This window comes from Ralstonia pickettii, assembly GCF_030582395.1.
Lineage (GTDB): Bacteria > Pseudomonadota > Gammaproteobacteria > Burkholderiales > Burkholderiaceae > Ralstonia > Ralstonia pickettii_D.
The window spans coordinates 1,111,380-1,134,161 of record NZ_CP104381.1; the positions used below are offsets into that span (position 1 = coordinate 1,111,380).

At 64.7% G+C, this 22,782-nt stretch carries 19 protein-coding genes and 3 tRNA genes; 14 read left to right on the forward strand and 8 right to left on the reverse strand.

What is annotated here, in order from left to right; genetic code table 11:
• Positions 1 to 56 precede the first annotated feature (56 nt).
• Together N5B55_RS05415 and N5B55_RS05420 are read left to right on the forward strand one after the other, a co-directional pair.
• Entirely contained in the window at positions 57 to 1,265 is a 1,209-nt protein-coding gene (locus tag N5B55_RS05415; protein WP_009277361.1) for a porin, read from the forward strand.
• The gene (locus tag N5B55_RS05420) at positions 1,265 to 2,200 is read left to right on the forward strand and encodes an aldose 1-epimerase (RefSeq protein WP_304539427.1); all 936 of its coding nucleotides are present in this window, start codon (positions 1,265 to 1,267) and stop codon (positions 2,198 to 2,200) included. Before N5B55_RS05415 ends, N5B55_RS05420 begins: the two co-directional genes overlap by 1 nt.
• A gap of 14 nt (positions 2,201 to 2,214) precedes the next feature.
• Here the strand turns inward: N5B55_RS05420 and N5B55_RS05425 are convergent, their stop codons facing one another.
• Complete coding sequence (locus N5B55_RS05425) at positions 2,215 to 3,129, reverse strand: LysR family transcriptional regulator (RefSeq protein WP_178959875.1); 915 nt, start codon at positions 3,127 to 3,129, stop codon at positions 2,215 to 2,217.
• 130 nt (positions 3,130 to 3,259) lie between these two features.
• Here N5B55_RS05425 and leuC point away from each other — a divergent pair, with 130 nt between their 5' ends.
• The 3 genes from leuC to N5B55_RS05440 all read left to right on the forward strand — a co-directional run bounded on the left by leuC (position 3,260) and on the right by N5B55_RS05440 (position 6,771).
• Positions 3,260 to 4,696: a 3-isopropylmalate dehydratase large subunit gene (leuC, locus tag N5B55_RS05430; protein ID WP_304539428.1), complete on the forward strand. Its 1,437-nt coding sequence runs from the start codon at positions 3,260 to 3,262 to the stop codon at positions 4,694 to 4,696.
• Complete coding sequence (gene leuD, locus N5B55_RS05435) at positions 4,689 to 5,351, forward strand: 3-isopropylmalate dehydratase small subunit (protein ID WP_304539429.1); 663 nt, start codon at positions 4,689 to 4,691, stop codon at positions 5,349 to 5,351. The genes leuC and leuD overlap by 8 nt, the downstream gene beginning before the upstream one ends.
• A gap of 97 nt (positions 5,352 to 5,448) precedes the next feature.
• Positions 5,449 to 6,771, forward strand: coding sequence for a 2-hydroxycarboxylate transporter family protein (locus N5B55_RS05440; protein WP_304539430.1), 1,323 nt, complete (start codon positions 5,449 to 5,451; stop codon positions 6,769 to 6,771).
• Positions 6,772 to 6,917: 146 nt separating this feature from the next.
• Here N5B55_RS05440 and N5B55_RS05445 read toward each other — a convergent pair.
• Positions 6,918 to 6,993 (reverse strand) — tRNA-Lys (locus N5B55_RS05445).
• Positions 6,994 to 7,032: 39 nt separating this feature from the next.
• Positions 7,033 to 7,959 (reverse strand): LysR family transcriptional regulator, encoded by a 927-nt coding sequence (locus N5B55_RS05450; RefSeq protein WP_304539431.1) that lies wholly within the window; start codon positions 7,957 to 7,959, stop codon positions 7,033 to 7,035.
• Between the two features lie 91 nt (positions 7,960 to 8,050).
• Between N5B55_RS05450 and N5B55_RS05455 the strand changes: the two genes are divergently transcribed.
• Positions 8,051 to 9,154 (forward strand): YeiH family protein, encoded by a 1,104-nt coding sequence (locus tag N5B55_RS05455; protein ID WP_304539432.1) that lies wholly within the window; start codon positions 8,051 to 8,053, stop codon positions 9,152 to 9,154.
• Between the two features lie 147 nt (positions 9,155 to 9,301).
• On the forward strand, positions 9,302 to 10,036 hold the full coding sequence (locus N5B55_RS05460) for a DUF899 domain-containing protein (protein WP_304539433.1): 735 nt from the start codon (positions 9,302 to 9,304) through the stop codon (positions 10,034 to 10,036).
• A 39-nt stretch (positions 10,037 to 10,075) separates the two neighbouring features.
• On the opposite strand, the gene N5B55_RS05465 is transcribed toward N5B55_RS05460, so the two are convergent.
• The 5 genes from N5B55_RS05465 to N5B55_RS05485 form a co-directional block, all read right to left on the reverse strand.
• A tRNA-Leu gene (locus N5B55_RS05465) sits at positions 10,076 to 10,166 on the reverse strand.
• A gap of 79 nt (positions 10,167 to 10,245) precedes the next feature.
• Positions 10,246 to 10,321 (reverse strand) — tRNA-Asn (locus N5B55_RS05470).
• 109 nt (positions 10,322 to 10,430) lie between these two features.
• Entirely contained in the window at positions 10,431 to 10,760 is a 330-nt protein-coding gene (gene fdxA / locus N5B55_RS05475; RefSeq protein ID WP_009238498.1) for a ferredoxin FdxA, read from the reverse strand.
• Between the two features lie 178 nt (positions 10,761 to 10,938).
• Positions 10,939 to 12,633, reverse strand: coding sequence for a single-stranded-DNA-specific exonuclease RecJ (gene recJ / locus N5B55_RS05480; protein ID WP_304539434.1), 1,695 nt, complete (start codon positions 12,631 to 12,633; stop codon positions 10,939 to 10,941).
• 12 nt (positions 12,634 to 12,645) lie between these two features.
• Entirely contained in the window at positions 12,646 to 13,725 is a 1,080-nt protein-coding gene (locus N5B55_RS05485) for a hypothetical protein (RefSeq protein ID WP_304539435.1), read from the reverse strand.
• A 71-nt stretch (positions 13,726 to 13,796) separates the two neighbouring features.
• Between N5B55_RS05485 and N5B55_RS05490 the strand changes: the two genes are divergently transcribed.
• The 7 genes from N5B55_RS05490 to N5B55_RS05520 all read left to right on the forward strand — a co-directional run bounded on the left by N5B55_RS05490 (position 13,797) and on the right by N5B55_RS05520 (position 22,714).
• The gene (locus tag N5B55_RS05490; RefSeq protein WP_012761702.1) at positions 13,797 to 15,047 is read left to right on the forward strand and encodes a lipoprotein-releasing ABC transporter permease subunit; all 1,251 of its coding nucleotides are present in this window, start codon (positions 13,797 to 13,799) and stop codon (positions 15,045 to 15,047) included.
• Positions 15,040 to 15,768, forward strand: a complete 729-nt coding sequence (gene lolD / locus N5B55_RS05495) for a lipoprotein-releasing ABC transporter ATP-binding protein LolD (RefSeq protein WP_009238494.1) — start codon at positions 15,040 to 15,042, stop codon at positions 15,766 to 15,768. Before N5B55_RS05490 ends, lolD begins: the two co-directional genes overlap by 8 nt.
• Positions 15,769 to 15,852: 84 nt before the next feature.
• The gene (locus N5B55_RS05500) at positions 15,853 to 16,665 is read left to right on the forward strand and encodes a TatD family hydrolase (protein ID WP_304539436.1); all 813 of its coding nucleotides are present in this window, start codon (positions 15,853 to 15,855) and stop codon (positions 16,663 to 16,665) included.
• A gap of 9 nt (positions 16,666 to 16,674) precedes the next feature.
• Entirely contained in the window at positions 16,675 to 19,197 is a 2,523-nt protein-coding gene (locus tag N5B55_RS05505) for a DNA internalization-related competence protein ComEC/Rec2 (protein ID WP_304539437.1), read from the forward strand.
• Positions 19,198 to 19,301: 104 nt separating this feature from the next.
• Positions 19,302 to 20,786: a circularly permuted type 2 ATP-grasp protein gene (locus N5B55_RS05510; RefSeq protein ID WP_012761705.1), complete on the forward strand. Its 1,485-nt coding sequence runs from the start codon at positions 19,302 to 19,304 to the stop codon at positions 20,784 to 20,786.
• Between the two features lie 74 nt (positions 20,787 to 20,860).
• Positions 20,861 to 21,811 (forward strand): alpha-E domain-containing protein, encoded by a 951-nt coding sequence (locus N5B55_RS05515; RefSeq protein WP_012761706.1) that lies wholly within the window; start codon positions 20,861 to 20,863, stop codon positions 21,809 to 21,811.
• 57 nt (positions 21,812 to 21,868) lie between these two features.
• Positions 21,869 to 22,714, forward strand: coding sequence for a transglutaminase family protein (locus N5B55_RS05520; RefSeq protein ID WP_065857501.1), 846 nt, complete (start codon positions 21,869 to 21,871; stop codon positions 22,712 to 22,714).
• Positions 22,715 to 22,782: the final 68 nt, after the last annotated feature.

Sequence of the window (22,782 nt, forward strand, 5' to 3'; positions counted from 1 at the left end):
GAGGCACGGTAATGCGCAGTGTTCCCTTGGTGTAGGAGATTTCCGAGATCACAACGATGAAAACCACACGAGCCAAACGTGCCGTTTCGATCCGCCCGGTCTACGCATCGGTTGCGCTGCTCTGCGCAGGCGCTTCGATGCAGGCTGCAGCACAAACGTCGGTCACGCTGTATGGCGTGGTCGATAACGCCTTTGCCTATTCGAGCAACCAGGGCGGCCATTCCAACACTTACATCAACTCGGGCGCCTTGCTGGCCAGCAAGTTTGGCCTGTACGGCACGGAAGACCTGGGCGGCGGCAACACGGCGCTGTTCCGGCTGGAGAGCGGTCTCAACGCCGCGACGGGGCAACAATCCCAAGCCGGCGTCATCTTTAACCGCCAGGCCTACGTCGGCCTGAGCAACACCAACTATGGCCAGGTCACGCTGGGCCGTGCGTACACGCCGTACTTCCAGTACGTGGCATCGCTGGGCCCGACCAACGTGCTCACGGGTGCGACTGGCGCGCACCCGGGCGATGTCGATGCATTGGATACCACGCTGCGCTTCAACAACTCCGTCACCTACACCACGCCGGTGCTGGGCGGTCTGCAAGCGGGCGTGCAATACGGCTTTGGCGAGCAGGCCGGCAGCATTTCGAATGGCAGCAGCGTGAGCACCGGGCTGCGTTACGACTTCCAGGCCTTCTCGTGGGGCGTCGGCTATACGCGCCTGAAGAACGTGTCGACTGGCACGACGGCCGGCAACTTCAGCAACGTCGGGACGTTCGCCAACAACTCGCCGGTCAACGCCGGCTATGCCACGGCAGACTCCGCGCAGCTCATCGCCACGGCCGCGCGTTATACGTTCGGCAAGTTGATGGTTGGCCTGAACTACTCGAATGTTCAGTACAAGCCGGGCGCGCTGTCGCTGTTCACGCAATCGGCCACGTTCAATACGGTGGGCGCGATTGCCACGTACGATCTGACGCCCGCATTGCGGCTCGCCTTCGGCTACAGCTACACGGCTGAGAAGGCACGCAACGGGATCAGCTCGCCGGCCAAGTACAACCAGTTCTCGATGGAGCAGCTGTATTCGCTGTCCAAGCGCACCGCGTTCTATGCGATCCAGGCGTATCAGCGCGCCAACGGCCAGACGCTGCGCGCTTCGGGGACGAGCACGTCCATTGTGGATGCGGTGGCGTCGGTGGGCGACTCGCAGAACGGCACGCCGTCGAACGGACGCAGCCAGTTCGTGGGCATGGTCGGCATTCGGCATTCGTTCTGATGCACAGCAAGACATGGCTTGCGCCTGGCCCGGTGCACACGCTGCGGGCCGGCGCGTTGACGATGGACGTCGCCCCGGCGGCAGGTGGACGCATTGCCTCGCTGGGTTCGGCCGGCGCGGGCGACCGGCGGGTCGATTGGCTCGCACCGATGTCGCCCGATTGCCTGCGCGATGGCTTTGAGGGACTGGCATGGCCCAAGGCCGGGTGCTATCCGCTGCTGCCGTTTTCCAATCGCATACGCGATGGTCGCTTCCAATGGGGCGGCCGTGAGATCCGTCTCGCGCCGCACCCGGGCCAGGCGCATGCCATGCACGGATTGGCGCACGCGCGTGCCTGGGTGGTGAAACAGGTCACTGCGTCTTCGATCGAATTCGGCTTGCGCTATGTGCCCGAGGCAGACAACTGGCCCTGGCCGTTCACCGCAACGCAAACGCTGGTGCTGACTGAATCCGGCCTGGATGCCGTCATGACCCTGCGCAACGATGGCGACAGCAGTATGCCGGCCGGTGGCGGCTTCCATCCATACTTCGCACGCACGGCCGATACGCGCGTGCAGTTCGATGCTGCGACGATGTGGCCGACCGACGCCGGTGAAGTTGCCGTCCGCCGCGAGCCGATCACGCCGCGGGAAGATTTTCGTCACGCCCGTGCATTGCCCGATGCCGCGCTCAGCGTCTACTACAGCGAATGGCAGCAACGTGCGGTGGTGTCCCGCGCGGGCGGCGAGCTCACGCTGAGCGCCGATGACCCGCTCGACCACTTCATCCTGCACGCACCGGACGCGCAGCCGTATTTCTGCCTGGAGCCCATTTCACATGTGGCCGACGCCATCAACCTGGCGGCCCAAGGATGGGAAGGCACGGGCCTGCGCACGTTGGCCCCGGGCGAGACGCTGCTGATGCGCATGCAACTGCGCATCGAAACAAGGGCCTGAAATGCGACGCTGCGCTAGCGGCGCGCCTCGACCCACGCGGCTTCCTTGCCGAACCACTCCGTCAGGAAGTCGATAAACGCGCTGACCTTGGCCGATAGATTGGCGCGTTCCGGATACACCGCAAAGATGTCCGCGACGGGCAGCGCCCAGTCCGCCAGGACCGGCACCAGCCGGCCGGCGCGCACGTGCTCGTGGATGTCCCATTCCGATCGCATCAAGATGCCGTATCCAGCCAGCGCCCACAACACGCCGGTTTCGCCATCGTTCGTGCTGAGCACGCCGCGCACCTTGATAGTTTCCTGTCGGCTGCCGCGCGTGAGGTACCACGTGCCGTAGGCCGCGTCGCTCTCGCGCAGCACGATGCACTGATGCGATTGCAGATCGCGCGGCACCTGCGGCATGCCTGCGCGCTTCAGATAATCAGGCGAGGCGCACAGCATGCGCTGATTGCTCACGATCTTGCGCGCGACCATGCGGGAATCCGGCACCGTGCCAAACCAGATACCGATGTCGAACGCCTTGTCGGTCAGGTTGACGGAGCGGTCGGTCAGTTCAAGCTGAACCTCCACCTCTGGGTACCGTCGCACGAATTCCACAATGGCGGGCGCCACATGCCGCCGCCCGAAGCCGAACGTGGCGTTGATGCGCAGCAGACCCTTGGGCGTGCCCCGGCTGCTGGAGACGACCTGTTCCAGCTCCTGCAGCTCTTCGAGCAAGCGTGCACCGGTGGCCAGATAGATTTCACCTTCGTGGGTGACGCTCAGCCGCCGCGTCGTGCGGTTCAGCAGCCTCACGCCAAGGCGTTTTTCCAACTGCGCGAGGCGGGCGGTGATGGCGGGCGGCGTCACGCCAAGCTCGCGCGCCAGCGCTGCCAGCGAACCCTGCTTGACCAGCTGGGTGAAAAACTCCAGATCCGATACGCGATCCATTATTCAATTCAAATGAAGAATAGATAAATTTATGAGCCAATTATAAAACCACCATGCATGGCTAAACTTCGTCTCGCCAGTGGTCCGGTCGCCTTTACTGAAGCGGCCGGCCACGCGAATGGGAGGAAGCATGGCGAAGACGCTGTATCAGAAGCTGGTCGAATCGCACACCGTTGCCCAGCTCGATGCGCAGAACGTACTGCTCTACGCAGACCTGCACATCATGAACGAGTACACCAGCCCGCAGGCCTTCGCCGGCTTGGCGGAAGCGGGCCGCACGGTGGCCGTGCCGGGCCAGCACATGGCCGTGGTTGACCACATCATCCCCACGCACCCGGTGCGCGTGCGGGTCATCCAGGACCCGGCGTCGGCGCTGCAGGCGTCCAATCTGGCGAAGAACTGTCGCCAGCACGGCATCGTCCTGTTCGACACCAACGATGCGCTGCAGGGCATTGAGCATGTGATTGCGCCCGAGTTGGGCATGATCCGTCCGGGCATGGTGGTGCTTTGCGGAGACAGCCACACAACGACCTATGGCGCGTTCGGCGCGCTCGGTTTTGGCATCGGCACGTCGGAGGTGGAACACGTGCTGGCCACGCAGACGCTCGTTTACCGGCTGGCGCAGGACATGCGCATCCGCGTAGAAGGTGAGTTGCCCGTCGGCACCACGGCAAAAGACCTGATCCTGCACATCATCAGCCGGATCGGCGCGCAGGGCGCCCGCGGCTATGTAGTCGAGTTCACGGGCAGTGCCATTGCCGCGCTTTCGATGGAGGCGCGCATGACCCTGTGCAACATGGCTGTCGAGGCCGGTGCACGCGGCGCCCTGATCGCGCCGGATGCCAAGGCGACGCGCTACGTGCTCGAACATGCGCGCGATGTGGCGCACACGCATGCAAGCGCCGCGCTGGCGGATTGGCGCCAGCTGTTCAGCGATGCGGATGCACTTTTCGACGTCGAGCACGCCTTTGATGCAAGCGAAGTTGCACCGTACGTGACATGGGGCACCAGCCCCGATCAGGCGATTCCCATCACCGGGAAGATTCCGCTGCCGAAGGCGGGCAAGGATGTGGCCGCGCGCACGGCTTCGGCCCAGGCATTGCGCTACACGGGCCTGCAGGCCGGTGCAGCCATCGAAGGCGTGCCGGTGCAGCGGGTGTTCATCGGCTCGTGCACGAACGCCCGGATTGAAGACCTGCGCGCCGTGGCCGGCATCGTCAAGGGGCGCAAGGTGGCGCAGGGCGTGCGCGCCATGGTCGTGCCGGGTTCCGGTGCCGTGCGTGTGCAGGCAGAACAGGAAGGCATTGCCGACATCCTGATCGCCAGTGGCTTCGAATGGCGTCAGCCCGGCTGCTCGATGTGCCTTGCCATGAACGACGACGTTCTCGCCCCCGGTGAACGCTGCGCTTCGACCACGAATCGCAACTTTGAAGGGCGCCAGGGGCGAGGCGGCATCACGCACCTGATGAGCCCGGCCATGGCGGCGGCCGCTGCCATCACCGGCCGCATCACCGACGTCCGCCAACTGCAATCGCGACCGGCGCAAGCGGAGGCAGCCCATGTCTGATACCAAACGTATCGACGGCACAGCGGCACCGCTGCCCACGCCCAACCTCGACACCGATCAGATCATGCCCAAGCAGTTCTTGCGCGGCATCGATAAATCGGGGCTGGACAAGGGCCTGCTCTACGACCTGCGCTACGACGCCGATCATCAGTTGCGCAGCGATTGCGTGCTCAATCAGCCGGCGTATCAGGGCGCGTCCATCCTCGTCGGAGGCAGCAACTTCGGGTGTGGTTCCAGCCGCGAGCATGCGGTGTGGGGGCTGCAGCAATTCGGCATCCGCGCCGTCATCGCGCCGAGCTTTGGCGAGATTTTCTACAGCAACGCCATGAACAACCGCCTGCTGCTGGTGATGCTGGACGAGGCGACTGTGGAACGGATCCTTGCCGATGTGTCGGACCCGGCGACGAGCCACATCGCCATCGACGTGGAATCGATGACCGTGCGCAGCCACAGCGTGGAGGCATCGTTCGCCTTGTCGGAGCGTCACCGCCACATGTTTCTGCGGGGGCTCGACATGATCGGCGCGACGCTGGCGCGGTGGAACGACATCGACGCCTTCCAGCAAGCGCATTGGAAGACGCGCCCGTGGCTGCAAGACATCGCCGCCACCACTCGTGCACGTCTGGCGGCGATGGCGCCGGGCAGCGGCCTCTGAACTTTCCAAATACGTTTTCGAACCCCACCCAGCGACGCCGGTGCTTATTCACCTCGCTTGAAGACGAGGCGCGCCGCGCGGCAGCTCAGGAGACATCATGGAAGCATCCATTCGGGCGCAGGAGAACACGCGCGCGGGCCTTTGGCGCACGCTCAGCGGCTACAGGATCGGGCCGTTGCCTCTTCCCGTGTACGCTGCAATTGCCGCCATCACGCTGCTCGCGGCGCTCAACAAGAAGTTGCCCGACGACATGATCGGCGGTTTGGCCGTGCTGATGCTGCTCGGTTTCCTGCTGGGCGAAATCGGCACGCGGTTGCCGGTGCTCAAGCATATTGGTGGCGCGGCAATCCTGTGCCTGTTCGTGCCGTCGGCGCTGGTCGGCTACAAGGTGATCGACCCCGAGATGCAGAAGGCGCTCACCACCACCATGAAGACGGCCAATCTGCAGTACCTGTACATCGCCTGCTTGGTGGCGGGCAGCATCCTGGGGATGAGCCATCGCGTGCTGGTGCAAGGCTTCATGCGGATGTTCATTCCGCTCTTGATCGGCACGATGGCGGCCATCGTGGTGGGCGTAACGGTCGGGCTGTTCTTCGGCTATGACCCCAAGCACACGTTCTTCTTCATCGTCATCCCGATCGTCGGGGGCGGCATTGGCGAGGGCATTTTGCCGCTGTCGATCGGGTATTCCGAGATTCTCGGCCGGCCGCAGGCAGAGCTGATTGCGATGCTGGTGCCGGCGGCGCTGCTGGGTAACGTGATCGCCATCCTGTCGAGTGGCGTGCTCAAGTCGCTGGGTGACAGGCGACCGCACCTGACCGGCCATGGCGATCTCGTCAGATCGGGCAGCGACGCCGATCTGCTGGCTAATGACCACACCGAAGCGCCGCTCAATCTGAGCCTCATGGGCGCGGGCTTGCTGATCAGCTGCGCATTCTTCATCTTCGGCGCACTGCTGTCGCGCTTCACGGGGATTCCCGGTCCGATCCTGATGATCATCAGTGCTGCGCTACTGAAGCTATCGAAGGTGCTTCCGAAGAACATGGAGCTGGGCGCTTACCAGATGTACAAGTTCGTCTCGACCAACCTGACCTTTGCAATCCTCGTCGGGCTTGGCGCGTTGTTCGTCTCGTGGAAGGAACTGGTAGCGGCGTTCACGCCAGGCTATTTCGCGATCTGCGCGGCCACGGTGCTGGCGCTGGTGGCGTCAGGCTTCTTCGTCGGCAAGTGGCTGGGGATGTATCCGGTGGAGTCCGGCATCGTGACAGCGTGTCATAGCGGGTTGGGCGGCACGGGCGACGTGGCGATTCTCTCCGCGTCGAATCGCATGGGTCTGATGCCCTTCGCGCAGATTTCGACGCGCATTGGCGGTGCCGCAATGGTGGTGGTCGCGACGATCCTGCTCAAGCTGCTGCACTGAGCAAGCGGGCGACGGTAAGTCTGAGGAACGACCGGCCGGCGCGCAGAGCGTCGGCCGTTTTGATTTCCGTGCACCGAGGCGAGAGCGCATCGCAGATCGCAGAAATGAAAAAGGCCCGACAGTTGTCTGTCGGGCCTTCCATATTCTGGTGGGGCGTGAGTGACTCGAACACTCGACCTACGGATTAAGAGTCCGCTGCTCTACCAACTGAGCTAACGCCCCGCGAAGAAACGAGACTATATCAACCTTTTTTGGATCGCGCTAGTCCCCTGCGCAAATTTTTTTCGAATCGACGCTGTGACTGCGTAGCACGTCGATGAATTGCGTGAGCCCGTGCGTGGGGTGCTTGTCGCGATGGCGCACGATCAGCAGCGGCCGGGCAATGCGCGGGAGGCCGCTGTCGACTTCCACTAGGCGGCCGTCACGCAGCGCGTCGGCCACCACGTGGCGCGACAGGCAGCTGATCCCGTAGCCGGCCGCCACGGTCCGCTGGATGGCCTCGGAGTGTCCGAGTTCGAGCGCGACGTGCAGCGGCCCGACCACCGAAGCGATGCGGCTGTCGACCAGTTCGCGCGTGCCGGAGCCGGGTTCACGCATCAGCCAGCCCGCTTCGCGCAGCGCCGCATGCGAGACGGGTCCCGTTCCTTGCGTGAGCGGATGCCCCGGCGCGGCAACGATCACCATCTCGTCGTCGATCCACGTTTCGATTTCCAATGCTTCGCCGCGGCACGTGCCTTCAATCAAGCCGATGTCGACCTCGAAACGCTGCACGGCATCGACCACGTCCTGCGTGTTGCCGATCAGCACGTCGAGCTGGCTGTCCGGCGCGATCTCGTGCCGGAAGCCCGCCAGCAGGGCTGGCAGCACATAGTTGCCGATCGTGCTGCTGGCGGCCAGCTTCAGGCGCACGTTCGGCTGGGCGGTCGCGTTTTCCAGCGCATCGGCGTGATCGAGCAGCGCCTGTGCTTGCGGCAGAAGTTGCCGGCCCAGCGCATTCAGATGCAGGCGCCGCGCATGCCGGTCAAACAGCGGATGCCCGAGCGTGGATTCCAGTTCGGCCAGCGCCGCGCTCACAGCGGATTGCGACAGGCCGAGGAATTCGCCGGCAGCGGTGGTCGTCTCACTTTGCGCGATGGCGGCGAAGACGGCCCACTGCCGCAATGTGACGCGAGGCGCTTTGTTATCCATAAAAGTGGTTGGAATTACGAAAATTACCTGTTTTACATGTTATCACGGTCCGCATATCGTTATGCGCATACCGAATGGGAAGGCGGATGTGATGACGACTGCGCAGAAACAGCTGGCACCCTCGAGCATGGCGGCGGGGTTCGATGGGCGGACGCTTGCCAGCGTGACGGTGTTGTTCGGCTGCGCGGGCGTGGCCGTAGCGCTCGGTGCCATGCCGTGGGCGGAGCATCTGGGCCTGAGCGCATTAACGCTCGCCATCCTGCTCGGCATGGCCGTGGCTCATGTCCCTGGTCACCAGCGCTGGCTGACGCCAGGCGCGATCCAGTTTGCGCGACATACGCTGCTGCGGGCCGGCGTGATTCTCTACGGCGCTCGGCTGACGCTGGCGCAGATCCAGGATCTGGGTACGTCAGGCGTGGTGATTCCCCTGGTGGTGTTGGCCGCGACGATGCTGGCCGGTACGTGGATCGGCACGCGCTGGTTTCGCCTCACGCGCTCGCAAGCCGTGCTGGTGGCGGCGGGCAGTGCGGTGTGCGGGGCCGCGGCCGTGCTGGCCGTCGCGCCGGCGGTGAAGGCGTCACCGCGTGAGACGGCCGTAGCGATCGCCAGCGTGGTCCTGTTCGGCACGGTCGGCATCTTTCTGTATCCGTGGCTGTACGCGCTGGTTGCGCATGCTGGTGCGGCCGTCACGCCTGAGCACTTTGGCGTCTACATCGGTTCGACGATCCACGAGGTCGCGCAGGTGATTGCCGCTGCGCGTCCGTTGGGCGACGACGCCACCAACGCGGCCGTGGTCAGCAAGATGGTGCGCGTGCTGGCGCTGGCTCCGCTGCTGGTGGTGCTGGCGTGCACGACGCCTGCTGAAGCGCCGGCTTCCGCTTCGGCGTCTTCCGAGAGCGCACTTCGCAAGGCCGCCGGCCATGCCTGGAAGGCGATGCCCTGGTTTGCGGTGGGCTTACTCGCCGTGACACTGCTGAATTCCGCTGGTGCGATCCCCGCTGCATGGCATGCCCCCATCGACGCCATCGACACCGCCATGCTGGCCTGCGCGATGTTTGCCATCGGCACGCAAACGCATGTGCCGATGCTGCTGACGTCCGGCGTGCGACCGCTGCTGTGTGCCGCTGTGCTGTGGGTAGGTCTGGTGGGCGGCGGCGCGCTCATCAATGTGGGCGTGCGGTTGCTGATGGGCTGATCCTACACCTGAAGTTGCGTGTGCAGAGACGGCTGGTTCTCTTTCATGGCGCTCAAGTTGCATCCGCTTGGCGACGTGCGCGCCGCGGCTTTTCATTCGAGTGCGGCCGCCTAGTATGAAGTCCTGAGTCTTAGACAAGGGGCAATCATGCAAGCGCATCCCGTCGTTTCAAGAGACGAATGGCTTATCCAACGCCGAGCGTTGCTGGCGCGCGAGAAAGAGGCCATCCATCTGCGCGACGCCATCAACGCCGAGCGCCAAGCGCTGCCGTGGGTCAAGGTCGATGCGGCATACGTGTTCGAGTCGCCGGAGGGCAAGAAGACGCTGCTCGACCTGTTCGACGGCCGCAGCCAACTGATGGTCTATCACTTCATGCTCGGCCCAGACTGGGATGCGGGCTGTCCGGGGTGCTCCTTCCTGTCCGACCATATTGGCGGAATGCTGCCGCATTTGAACCACCACGACGTGACGTTCGTCGCGGTGTCCCGCGCGCCGATGGACAAGATCGCCACCTACAAGAAGCGCATGGGCTGGCGATTCCCGTGGGTGTCGTCGTTCGGCTCGACGTTCAATCACGACTATCGCGTGAGTTTCTCGCAGGACGAACTCGCAAGCGGGTCGATCGACTACAACTACACGGCTACGCCACGCGAAGACGCCCACGACGAACTGCCTGGAATGAGCGCCTTTTATCAAGACGAGGCGCGCAATGTCTTCCACACGTACTCGACGTATGCGCGCGGCTTGGAGGACATGGTTGGCACGCTGCTGCTGCTTGACCGCGCGCCGCTTGGTCGCAATGAAAACGGCCCGATGTCATGGGTGCGCCGTCACGATGAATACGAAGACGCGCCGAAGGCGCAGGGCTGTTGCGCGACGTAACACGCTGGTGCGGAGGAGGGGAGGAAGCGACGAGGGGATTGGTGCCCGGAGCCGGGATCGAACCGGCACGCGCCGATTAGGGCGCAGCGGATTTTAAGTCCGCGGTGTCTACCAATTTCACCATCCGGGCATGACGATCGGTGCAAACAATACACGCACCGATGCCACAAATGAAAACGCCCCGCACGAAGCGAGGCGTTTTGTTATTTTGGCTCCCCGACCTGGGCTCGAACCAGGGACCTACGGATTAACAGTCCGGCGCTCTACCGACTGAGCTATCGGGGAATCGCTGCAACAGCGAAGAAATGAATTCTAGCTAGTTTTCGATCTACCCGTCAACACCTTTTTTCGTGATGCTCTACAAAAAGTGTGCGGGCAGTTGGCTTGAGCGAGTTCAGCCGCGGTCGAGATACTGTTCCTTGTCCTTCACGTCCTTCCAGTCGTCGGCGTCGGGCAAGGGTTGCTTGGTCTTGGTGATGGACGGCCAGCCGGCTTGCGCCAGCTCTGCATTGATGGCGATCCATTTCTGCTGATCGGCAGGCACGTCTTCTTCGGCGTAGATAGCGTTGACCGGGCACTCGGCCACGCAGACGGCGCAGTCGATGCACTCATCCGGATCAATGGTCAGGAAGTTCGGGCCTTCGCGGAAGCAGTCGACGGGGCAGACGTCCACGCAGTCGGTGTACTTGCAGCGGACACAGCTTTCGGTAACGACGTGAGTCATTTCGCTTGGAAGTTGATGCTAGGAATTCGTGGGGCGCGCGGTCACGGATGCTTGTGCGTTCCCATGCCGGCAATCCCGCATTGTAACGCACCGGCCGTGCCCGACCGCCGTGACATCCGTGCGCGGTCAGACAGTTTTGGCATGTGTTTATGCGCAGGCGCAAGGTTTAGCCACGCCGCTATTGCGCATGCTCGATCACCATCTGCACCCGCGTGACGCCATTGAACGTGTTGTTGTCGAGCCGGTAGGCCACATAGGCGGACGCGCCGAGCGGCTCGGCGTGGTTGAACCAGATCGCGTCGAAATGCTGCTTGCCCCGGCCCAGCTTGAGCTTGAGGTGCTTTTCCTTCAGAACGGCCTGCGACAGCACGTCGAACTCGCCGCAGAAGCTCGGCGCCGGAAAGCCCTGACCCCAGACCTGGGTTTCGAGCAGCTCGACGAACTGCGGCGTGAAGCATTCCGGGTCGGCTTCGCCATCGGTTTCGAGCACGCGCGAGAGCAGGGCCTCGGTCAGCCATTCGCGGCCGACGGCCTCGAAGCTGGCGACGAATGTCTCGAAGCCGTCTTCGCGCAGCGTGAGCCCCGCCGCCATGGCGTGGCCGCCGAACTTGACGATCAGCCCCGGGCTGCGCTTGTGAACGGCGTCCAGCGCATCGCGCAGATGGAAGCCCGGTATGGATCGGCCCGAGCCCTTGATGACGCCGTCGTCGCCGGGCGCGAAGGTGAAGACGGGGCGGTGAAACTTGTCCTTGATGCGCGACGCGACGATGCCGATCACGCCCTGGTGCCATGTCTCGTTGTAGACCGCGATGGTGTGGCGGCCGGCGCCATCGATGGTGTTCATGCTGTCGAGGATGGCCAGGGCCTCCTGCTGCATGCCGGCTTCGATCTCGCGGCGCTCGCGGTTCATGCCGTCAAGTTCGGCGGCGATGGACATGGCGCGGTCGTAGTCGTCGGTGAGCAGGCATTCGATGCCGAGCGACATATCGGCCAAGCGCCCGGCGGCATTCAGGCGCGGGCCGAGGCCGAAGCCCAGATCGAACGTCGACGCGCGACGTGCCTCGCGGCCAGCCACGCGGAACAACGCGGCGATGCCCGGGCACATCCGGCCGGCGCGCATGCGCTTGAGGCCCTGCGCGACCAGCAGGCGGTTGTTGGCGTCGAGCTTCACCACGTCGGCCACGGTGCCGAGTGCCACCAGGTCGAGCAACGCATCCAGGCGAGGCTGATCCTGCGGCGTGAACACACCGCGCTTGCGCAATTCCGCCCGCAGCGCCAGCAGCACGTAGAACATCACGCCCACGCCCGCCAGGTTCTTGCTCGGGAAGCCGCAGCCCGGCTGGTTCGGATTGACGATCACGCGCGCCTCGGGCAACTGCGCCCCGGGCATGTGGTGGTCCGTCACGACCACGTCGATACCCAGCGCGTTGGCGGCCGCCACGCCCGCCACATCTGCGATGCCGTTGTCGACGGTGACCAGCACGTCCGGCTTCTCGCGCGCGGCCAGTGCGACGATTTCGGGCGACAGGCCGTAGCCGTACTCGAAGCGGTTCGGGACGATGTAGCTGACCTGCGCGCCCAGCATGCGTAGGCCGCGCATGCCCACGGCACAGGCGGTGGCGCCGTCGCAGTCGTAGTCGGCGATGATCAGCAGCCGCTTCTTGGCGGCGATGGCATCGGCGAGGTAGCGCGCAGCGTCGTCAATGCCCTTGAGTTGCGCCGGGGGCAGGAGGTCGGTCAGCTCGGTCGACAGTTCGTCGGGCCGGGCGACGCCCCGGGCGGCGAGGATGCGTGCAAGGACAGGGTGGATGCCGTGGCCGGCCAGCGTGGTGGCGGCGTCAGCAGAATGCGAACGGACAGCGATGCGGGTCATGCGGGATCAGGCTCAAGCGGCCATCGAAAGCGGGGAGAGCGCATCACGCAAGGTGCGCGGACGACTGAAGCGGCGCAGCCAGCCGAACGGGCCAATGGCGAGTTCACGGCGGGTGACGCGGTAGTGGGCGTAATGCGAGTCACCGGTCAGCACGAGCGAGACGGCGTCGATGCGGCCGCCGGCCAGCGCATCGGCGGCCGGGGTAAACCAGTCGCGATCGTAGGCGCGCAAGGTTTCGATCCAGTCGTACCAGTCGGCGGAAAGATACGGCTTGCCGGCGTCGCCCAGCAGCGCGGCGGCGCTTGTGTCGTCGAACGGCACGGCGGACAGCGTTTCGGCGCACAGCTCGGTGGCGTGGCCGGCGTGGCACAGGCCCGCGAAGAACGCATCAGCGCCGATCATGCGCTCGGCAATCGGGCGGGCATCAACCAGCGCGCCTTGGCCGAATAGCCAGACCGAATTGACCGGCAGCAGGCCACGGGCTTCGCGTGCCTGGTTGACGGGGTGGTCGTACCACGTCATTTGGATCTCGTTCTGGAACTTGCGCCAGGCGCGCTCCTGCTCGCCCTTGTGCATCCAGATGTCGATGTTGTGGCCGGTGGCGCGCTGCGGCGCGGCGGCAATGAGGTCGCCAAAGGGCGAATCGGCGACGTACCAGCGCGCGGCGTGCGTGGCATCGAGCGTGATCCCCATCTCGTCGACCAGGGGGGCGATGGCGGCGCGCAGGGTGTCGGCGTCAGCGGCCTCGAGGCGGAGCTGGGCTGGGTCTAGCATCACCAGGTGGTCCCGGGCGGCGTGGATGTGGACCGGCTGCAGGCAGGCCCAGGTGCGCGTGTCGGCGGCGCCGCCGTCTGCCAGGCGCATGTAGGGCGCGGACGGCAGCGGTGAAATGGGCAGCCCGGCGTGCTTGGCCAGCCAGCGCTCGTGCGGCAGCGTGGGCAGGTAGGCGTCGTCGTGCCGCTCCCGCTCGGCCTCGCGCGCACGCGCGAGCAACCTTTCCAGGCCCGGCAAGGTCAATTGACGGTAAGCGTCGTCGGCCACCTCGGCGGCGGGCGCGCAAAACGGGACAATCAGGGTGAGTTCAGGAATCATGGCTCCGAGATTGTAAACTTCCGGCTCGTCGGCCAGTGAGCCGGACAAATCACACCCACGGGGAACCCCCTTTGAAACTTCCATACGAATGGCAGATCGGCTGGCGGTATACACGCGCAAGCAAGCGCGCCAGCCGCAACAGCTTCATCTCTTTCATTTCGCTCATCTCCATGCTCGGCATTGCGCTGGGGGTGGCGGCGCTGATCATCGTGCTCTCGGTCATGAACGGCTTCCAGAAGGAAGTGCGGGACCGCATGCTCTCGGTGCTGGCGCATATCGAGGTGATGGCGCCGAACAGTCTGCCGGATTGGCAGCGTACCGCCAATGAGGCGATGCAGAACAAGGAAGTCATCGGCGCGGCGCCCTACGTGGGCGCGCAGGCCATGATCACGCGGGACGAGGCGGTGCGCGGTGTGCTGCTGCGCGGGGTGTCGCCGGCGGACGAGCCGAAGGTGTCGGACATTGCCAAGGATTTCAAATCAGGCACGATCGACGATCTGAAACCCGGCGAATTCGGCATCGCCCTGGGGAGCCAGCTGGCCAACGGCCTGGGCGTGCATCAAGGGGACAAGGTCACGCTGGTGGCGCCGCAGGGCACCATCACGCCGGCGGGCGTGCTGCCGCGGCTGAAGCAGTTCACCGTGACGGGCATCTTCGAATCGGGCCACTACGAGTTCGACAGCTCGCTGGCGCTGGTCAACATGGACGACGCTGAACGCCTGTTCCGCCTCGATGGCCCGACCGGCGTGCGCCTGAAGCTGGTCGACATGGACCGCGCCCCGCAGGTGGCCGAAGCCCTGTCGCGCACGTTGTCCGGCGAGCTGTACATCCGCGACTGGTCGCGCCAGAACCGCAACTGGTTTGCCGCCGTGAAGACCGAGAAGAAGATGATGTTCATCATCCTCACGCTGATCATCGCCGTGGCGGCGTTCAACCTGGTATCCACACTGGTGATGACGGTGACGGACAAGCAGGCCGACATCGCCATCCTGCGCACCATGGGCGCACAACCGGCGTCGATCATGAAGATTTTCATCGTGCAGGGTGTGGCGATCGGGTTTATCGGTACATTGCTGGGGGTCGGTTTCGGCACGCTCATCGCTTACAACATCGACGTGATCGTGCCGTTCATCGAGCGTCTCTTCCACGTGCAATTCCTGCCGCGTGACATCTATTTCATCAGCGAACTGCCCTCGGACCCCCGCGTGAACGACATTGCGACCATTGGCATCATCTCTTTCATCCTCGCGTCGGTGGCGACGCTGTATCCGAGCTGGCACGCCTCACGCGTGAATCCGGCGGAGGCACTGCGCTATGAGTGAGGCCGTCATGACTTCCATGGAAGCGCCGGCCGCGGCGCCGCAGGGTGTGGTGGTGCAAGCCGAAGGGCTGTCCAAGTCTTTCCGCCAGGGCGGCCTGAACGTCGATGTGCTCAAGGGTGTGGACATCCGCATTGGCGTGGGCGAGAAGGTGGCCATCGTCGGCGCGTCGGGCTCGGGCAAAAGTACGCTGCTGCATGTGCTGGGTGGGCTGGATGAGCCGACGTCGGGTCGCGTCTCGCTGCTCGGCAAGCCGTTCACGGCCATGAAGGAGCGCGAGCGCAATACGCTGCGCAACCAGGCGCTCGGCTTCGTCTATCAGTTCCACCATTTGCTGCCGGAATTCACGGCGCTGGACAACGTCGCGATGCCGCTGCGCATCCGGGGCGTGGAAGAAGCGCAAGCGCGCCACACCGCACAGGCGATGCTCGAACGCGTGGGTCTGGGCCCACGCACGGCTCACCGTCCGGGCGAGCTGTCCGGCGGCGAGCGCCAGCGCGTCGCAATTGCGCGCGCGCTGGTCGGGTCTCCAGCTTGCGTGCTGGCTGACGAGCCGACCGGAAATCTCGACGATCACACCGCCGGTGAAGTGTTTGACCTGATGCTGGAACTCACGCGCACGCTGGGCACGAGCTTTGTCATCGTCACGCACGATATCGAGCTGGCCGGCCGTTGCGACCGCATCTTCCGCCTGCGCGACGGCCATCTGCACCAGGAGCGCTAAGCCCGGCAGCATGATCGGAAAAGGCGGATTCCAGAAGTCCGCGCTTTCCGGTAGGTTGCCGCTTTTCCCAACGCAGAACTGACCATGTGGATCGACACCCATTGCCACCTCGACGCAAGCGACTTTGATGCCGACCGTGATGCGGTCGTCGCGCAGTCGCGCGCGGCGGGCGTCGATCACATCGTCGTGCCGGCAGTCGCGCGCTGGAACTTCGATACGGTGCGCGCGTTGGCCCATCGGCATGCCGGGTGCAGTTATGCGCTGGGCATCCATCCGATCTACGCTGCGCAGGCCAGCGACAATGACCTGCTCGAACTGCGCCGCCAGGTCGCCGCGTCCATGGACGACCCGCGCTTCGTGGCCATCGGCGAGATCGGCCTCGATTTCTTCATCCCCGACTACGACGTTGAGCGTCAGACCGCCGTGTTCCGTGCGCAGTTGCGTATTGCACGCGAATTCGACCTGCCCGTCCTGATGCACGTGCGCAAGTCGCAGGATCAGGTGTGCAGCGCCGCCGGCAAAGCGGGCGTACGCGGCATTGCGCATGCGTTCAACGGCAGCCCCGAACAGGCGCATCGCTTTGTCGATTCCGGCTTCAAGCTTGGGTTTGGCGGCGTCTTTACCTTTTCGCGCGCCAATCGTGTGCGTCGGCTGGCGCAGGACATGCCGATCGAGTCGATCGTGCTCGAAACCGACGCACCCGACCTCGCGCCCGCCTGGCTCGCCGACGACCAGTTCGGCGAACAGGGTGGTGTGCGCAATGCGCCCTCGGAAGTCGCGCGCATTGCCGGCGCGATGGCGCAACTGCGCGATATCTCGATCGAAGCGCTGGCCGAGCAGGCTCGCCGCAACAGTATCGACGCCATTCCTCGTCTGGCAGCGCTCTTGACAGCCTGACGCTCGCACATGCGTCTGCGGTTGATCGGCTTTGTCGCCGGCTGCGTGGCATTGCAGATGCAGGCGACGCTGGCGCCGGTGTGGCTGCCGCTTGGCGTGCTGGTGCTCTGTCTATTGCTGGCGGCGGTCTCGCGGCGTCGGCTAACGCTGTTTCACGTGTTGCTGGTCGCCGCCGCCGTTGCGGCAGGCTTTGGCTGGAGCGATTGGCGCGCGCAGCAGCGCATGGCCGTGGCGCTCGGCCCTGCGTGGGAAGGCAAGGACATCGTCGCGACGGGCGTGGTGGCCGAGTTGCCGCAGATCAGTGATGACGCCACCCGCTTTCTCTTCCACATCGAATCCAGCAATGCGGGTGATGCCGTGCCGGCCCGCGTGCGCCTGTCCTGGTATGGCACACGCACGTGGGGCAACGCGGGCGAGGAAGATGCAAGGCCGGACCGACGCGTCGGCATCCCTGATCTGCAGCCCGGCCAACGCTGGCAATTGACGCTGCGGCTGAAGCGTCCGCACAGCCTGATCAACCCCGGCGGCTTTGACGGCGAATACGCGATGCTGGCCGACAACATCCGGGCCGTCGGCTATGTGCGTACAGGCAAGCGTGCGCAGAACATTGCACTGGATGAGGCGGGCACCGGTTTCGGAATCGGCGTGGAGCGCTGGCGCGCCAGCGTGCGGCACCGCATCCTCGATGCCTTGCCCGATGGGCGCTACGCGGCTGTCATTGTCGCCCTGGTGATGGGCGACCAGAGCGGCATCGCCCCCGACGACTGGGACATGTTCCGCCGCACCGGCATCAGCCACCTCGTCAGCATTTCAGGGCTGCACATCACGATGATCGCCGGGCTGTTTGCAGCGTTGTGGATGGCGCTGTGGCGTCGCTCGTTCTGGCTGGCCCGCTGGGTGCGGACGCCATTGCCGCTGCGCATGCCGGCCCCGCGCGCAGGCGCCATCGCGGCCATGCTGGCGGCGTTCGTCTACTGCCTGCTCGCCGGGATGGGCGTGCCGGCGCAGCGCACGCTGCTGATGCTCTCCACCGTAGCCATCGCCCGGCTTACCGATCGGAATGTGCCGGCCAGCCTCTCGCTGTGCTGGGCGGCGGCCGCGGTGGCGGTGGTGGACCCGTGGGCGGTCATGTCGGCGGGGTTCTGGCTGTCGTTCGGCGCGGTGGCGATCATCTTCATCGCGGCGCAGATGGCGCTCGATGGCCATCGCAGTGAAAACGCAGACGGCTGGTTTGGAACCACGCGCCGTGCGCTCGCCGGCGGTACGCGGATTCAGTTCGCGGTCACATTCGGGCTGTTGCCTTTCACCTTGCAGCTGTTCCAGCAGACGTCGGTCGTCTCTGCTGCGGCGAATGGGCTGGCGATTCCAGCGGTGAGTTTCGTGACGACACCGCTGGCGCTGATCGGCGCGGCCCTCCCGGACCCGCTGGCGCAGCCAGTGCTGGCGTTGGCCGAAGCGAGCTTCCGGTGGCTGGTCGTTTGGCTTGAATGGCTGGCGACGCCGCGCTGGTCTGTGTGGGTTGCGCCGGCTGGGCCCATCTGGGCAGTGTTGCTGTCGATGGTTGCGGTGGCACTCTTGCTGATGCCGGGTGGCCTGCGTGCATGGGCGTGGCGTGCGCAGGGTGCCTTGCTCCTCTTGCCGTTGGTCCTGACGCGCGAGCCACTGCCATCGCCCGGCGAATTTCGGCTCGTGGCGTTCGACATCGGCCAGGGCGCTGCGGCCTTGGTCGAAACGGCCAACCATCGCCTGCTGTTCGACACCGGCCCGCGCTACGGAGACCATGCGGACGCCGCCGCCCGCGTCATCGCTCCCTATCTGCGAGCACATGGCGTGGAAGCGCTCGACACGCTTGTCGTCAGCCACGAAGACAACGACCACGCCGGTGGCACCGAAACGGTGATCGGCGCGGTGCCGGTGCGCACCATGTTGGCGTCTTTGCCTCCGGGGCACGCCCTGCGCGGCACGACCGATGCCAACAACATCGGTTTTGCCGATTGTTTGGCTGGGCAAGCATGGACGTGGGACGGCGTTGTCTTTGAGGTGCTGCACCCGCGGCGTTTGCCGCCTGAAAGCGAGCGCGTGTCCAGCAACGCCCGCAGTTGTGTGCTGCGTATCGCCAATGGCCGCCACGCCGCCTTGCTGACCGGCGATATCGAAGCCGCTCAGGAAAGCGCGCTGATGGCCGCAGAAACGCCTGGGCGACTGATGGCAGACATCTTGCTTGTGCCCCATCACGGCAGCAAGACAAGCTCGAGCGGCGCGTTCTTGGACGCGGTTTCTCCGCAAGTGGCGGTTTTCCAGGTCGGCTACCGCAATCGGTACGGACATCCGCATCCGCAGGTTTGGCAGCGCTACGTAGCGCGCGACATCGACGGTTTGCGCACGGACAAGACCGGTGCCGTCGTCATTCAGACCGACGGCGATGTGCTGGACATCCAGACCGCGCGTGCCATGCGGCCGCGCTACTGGTCTTCCGCACGCGAAGTGGACCCCCTGGCAACGGCCGCCGGCGCCTTCGATGCCCCGCCGTGAAACTTGGTGGCATAACGGGTTGGCCCCATTGTGGGGGGCAAAACCGCTGTGCTATAAAAACCACGTGCCGCGTACATCGCGCGGCGCCGTCAGGGGAGAAAAGCATGGCAGTCCGGTTCTACGATGAAATGCTCAAATGGCATGACGGGGACCGCAGCCCCCATGCCGCCGAACCGGCCCCGGCAGCGCTCGTCCAGCAGGGCGAGGTTCGCAGCCACTACGGACGTTTCGCCGAATGGCTGGGCGCGCAATCCGCCACGACCCTGCAGAACAAGCGCGCCGAGGCAGACCTGATTTTCCGCCGCGTCGGTATCACGTTTGCCGTGTACGGCGACAAGGACGAATCGAACAGCGGCACCGAACGCACGATCCCGTTCGACATCATTCCGCGCATCTTTCCCGCAAGCGAGTGGGCCACGCTCGAGCGCGGCCTGCGGCAGCGCGTTGATGCGCTGAACCGCTTCCTGCACGACATCTACCACGAGCAGAACATCCTGCGCGCGGGCGTCATCCCGCCCGACCAGATCTACAACAACGCGCAATACCGCCCGGACATGCTGGGCGTCAACGTGCCGCGCGACATCTACGCGCACGTGGCCGGCATCGACATCGTGCGCGCCGGCGAGGGCGAGTTCTACGTGCTGGAAGACAACCTGCGCGTGCCTTCCGGTGTGTCGTACATGCTGGAAAACCGCAAGATGATGATGCGGTTGTTTCCGGAGTTGTTCGCACGCAATCGTGTGGCGCCGGTCGCGCATTACCCCGACATGCTGCTCGACATGCTGCGCAGCGTCTCGCCCCAGAACATTGCCGACCCGACCGTGGTGGTGCTCACGCCCGGCATGTACAACTCCGCGTATTTCGAACATGCGTTCCTCGCTCAGCAGATGGGCGTTGAACTCGTGGAGGGGCACGACCTCTTCGTGCAGGACGATCATCTCTACATGCGCACGACGCAGGGCCCGCAGCGCATCGATGTGATTTACCGCCGTGTGGACGATGACTTCCTCGATCCGCTCGTCTTCCGGCCGGATTCTTCGCTCGGCGCGGCGGGGCTGCTGTCGGTCTATCGCGCGGGCAACGTGACGATCTGCAATGCCATCGGCACCGGCGTGGCAGACGACAAGTCGATCTACCCGTATGTGCCGGACATGATCCGCTTCTACCTGGGCGAGGAGCCGATCCTGAATAACGTGCCGACGTACATGTGCCGCCGGCCGGATGACTTGCAATACGTCCTGGACCACATGGGCGAACTGGTGGTCAAGGAGACGCACGGGGCAGGCGGCTACGGCATGCTGGTCGGTCCGGCTGCCACGCAGGAAGAGATTGCCGCTTTCCGTGAGGTGGTGAAGGCGCGCCCCGATCAGTACATCGCCCAGCCCACCTTGGCGCTGTCGACTTGCCCCACGTATGTGGAAGCCGGTATCGCGCCGCGCCATATCGATCTTCGGCCGTTCGTGCTCTCCGGCAAGGACGTGCGCATGGTGCCGGGCGGCCTCACGCGTGTGGCGTTGCGGGCCGGTTCGCTGGTGGTCAACTCATCGCAGGGCGGGGGAACGAAAGACACGTGGGTGCTGGAGCGCTGAACGCACGCGCGCCGACGCAACCTGCCAATCGCTCAATCGATCCACCGCATATCGAATACGTAGAAGGGAACGCCATGCTCAGCCGCACCGCAGACCACCTTTTCTGGATGGCGCGCTACACCGAACGCGCCGAGAACACCGCTCGCATGCTCGACGTGAATTACCAGACCTCCCTGATGCCGCAATCTGCGGAAGTGGCGGAGCAGGGCTGGTGGGCGATGCTTGATATTTCCGAACTCACGCGGGTTTTTGCCGACCGCTACGGATTGCTTTCGCGCGACGACGTAATTGATTTCATGGTGCGCGACATGACCAACCCGTCGTCGATCATGAGCTGCCTGCGCGGCGCGCGCGAGAACGCCCGAGCCGTGCGCGGCTCCCTCACAACGGAGGTGTGGGAAACCATCAACACCACGTGGCTGGATGTGCAGCGCCTGATTGCTGAAGGCATGCTGCGCGACGATCCATCGCAATTCTTTGAATGGGTGAAGTTTCGCTCGCATCTGTCGCGCGGCGTGCAGGTCGGCACCATGCTTACCGATGACGCATTCCACTTCATGCGGCTGGGGACCTTCCTGGAGCGTGCCGATAACACGGCCCGGCTGCTCGATGTGAAGTTTCAGTCGACGCCCACGCGCGATGAAGCGGCCGCCGAGCAGGGCGACTTCTATCACTGGGCCGCCACGCTGCGTTCTGTGTCGGGCTTCGAGGTGTATCGCAAGATCTATCGCAATGTCATCACGCCGACGCGCGTGGCTGAGTTGCTGATTCTGCGCAGCGATATGCCGCGCTCTCTGCTCGCCAGCATGGACGAGGTGGTCAGCATTCTTTCGACCGTGCGCAATAGCCAATCGGCGGAGACGGAGCGGCGCGCTGGTAAACTGCACGCCGACCTGCGGTACGCCCGCATCGAAGATATCTTTTCGGTTGGCTTGCATGCTTGGCTGACCAACTTCCTGGAGCGGATCGGCGACCTGGGCAACGGCATCAGCCAGGATTTCCTGGTGCCGCTTGAGGTGGCCTGACGTGCAGGGCATTGTGCATACATCGGGGCGCCGCTTTCGGGTGGCGCCCGTGTCATCGTGAAATACCAAATTCGACATACGACGGTCTACCGTTATGCCGAGCCGCTACGCCACAGCGTGCACGAGTTGCGGCTGACGCCTCGCAGCGGCGAGCTGCAACAGGTGGATAGCTGGCAAATCCATGCGCCCGGCAATCTCACGCGGGCCACCGACGGTTTCGGCAACGTCGTCCATCACTTCACCCTCGGCACGCGTACGGAAGACGTCACCATCGATGCGCGCGGCGTCGTCGAGGCGTTTCCCGCGGGTTCCCCCGGCAGCCAATGCTTTGTCGACGCGCCAGGGCAAGGGCGCTATCGCGTGTCGCCGCTGTATTTTCTGAGCACAACGCCGCTGACTTCCGCGCCGCCAGAGATGATCAGCTTTGCGCGCGAGCACGCGCTGGCGCCTGGCGACGCCGCGTCGGCGCTGCGCCTGGCGCAAGCCATCGCCAAGCGCGTGCGCTACAAGCCGAACACCACCCACGTCGGCACGGCCGCTGCGGAAGCATTTGGCCTTGGCACCGGCGTATGCCAGGACCAGGCGCAGGTGATGGTCGCCTGCTGCCGCGCGCTGGGCGTGCCGGCGCGCTATGTCAGCGGCTATTTCCACGCGGTGGGCGAAGAAGACCTCGCCAGCCACGCCTGGGCGGACGTTTGTCTCGATGCCGAATCCCACACGTGGTGCAGCATCGACGTCACCCACCAGTGCTTCACTGATACGCGCCACATCCGCTTGGCGGTCGGGCGCGATTACCAATCCGCTGCCCCGGTTCGCGGCGTGCGGCAGGGCGGAGGTGCCGAGACGCTCGACGTCCGTATTTCCATCGAGCCGCTGCCACTCGAGGCTGTTGACGTGAATTGAGCACCTCTTCCAAGCGCGGATGGGTTCCGACCGGCGCGCTAGAATGCCTGCAACCCACCGTTTTCGTT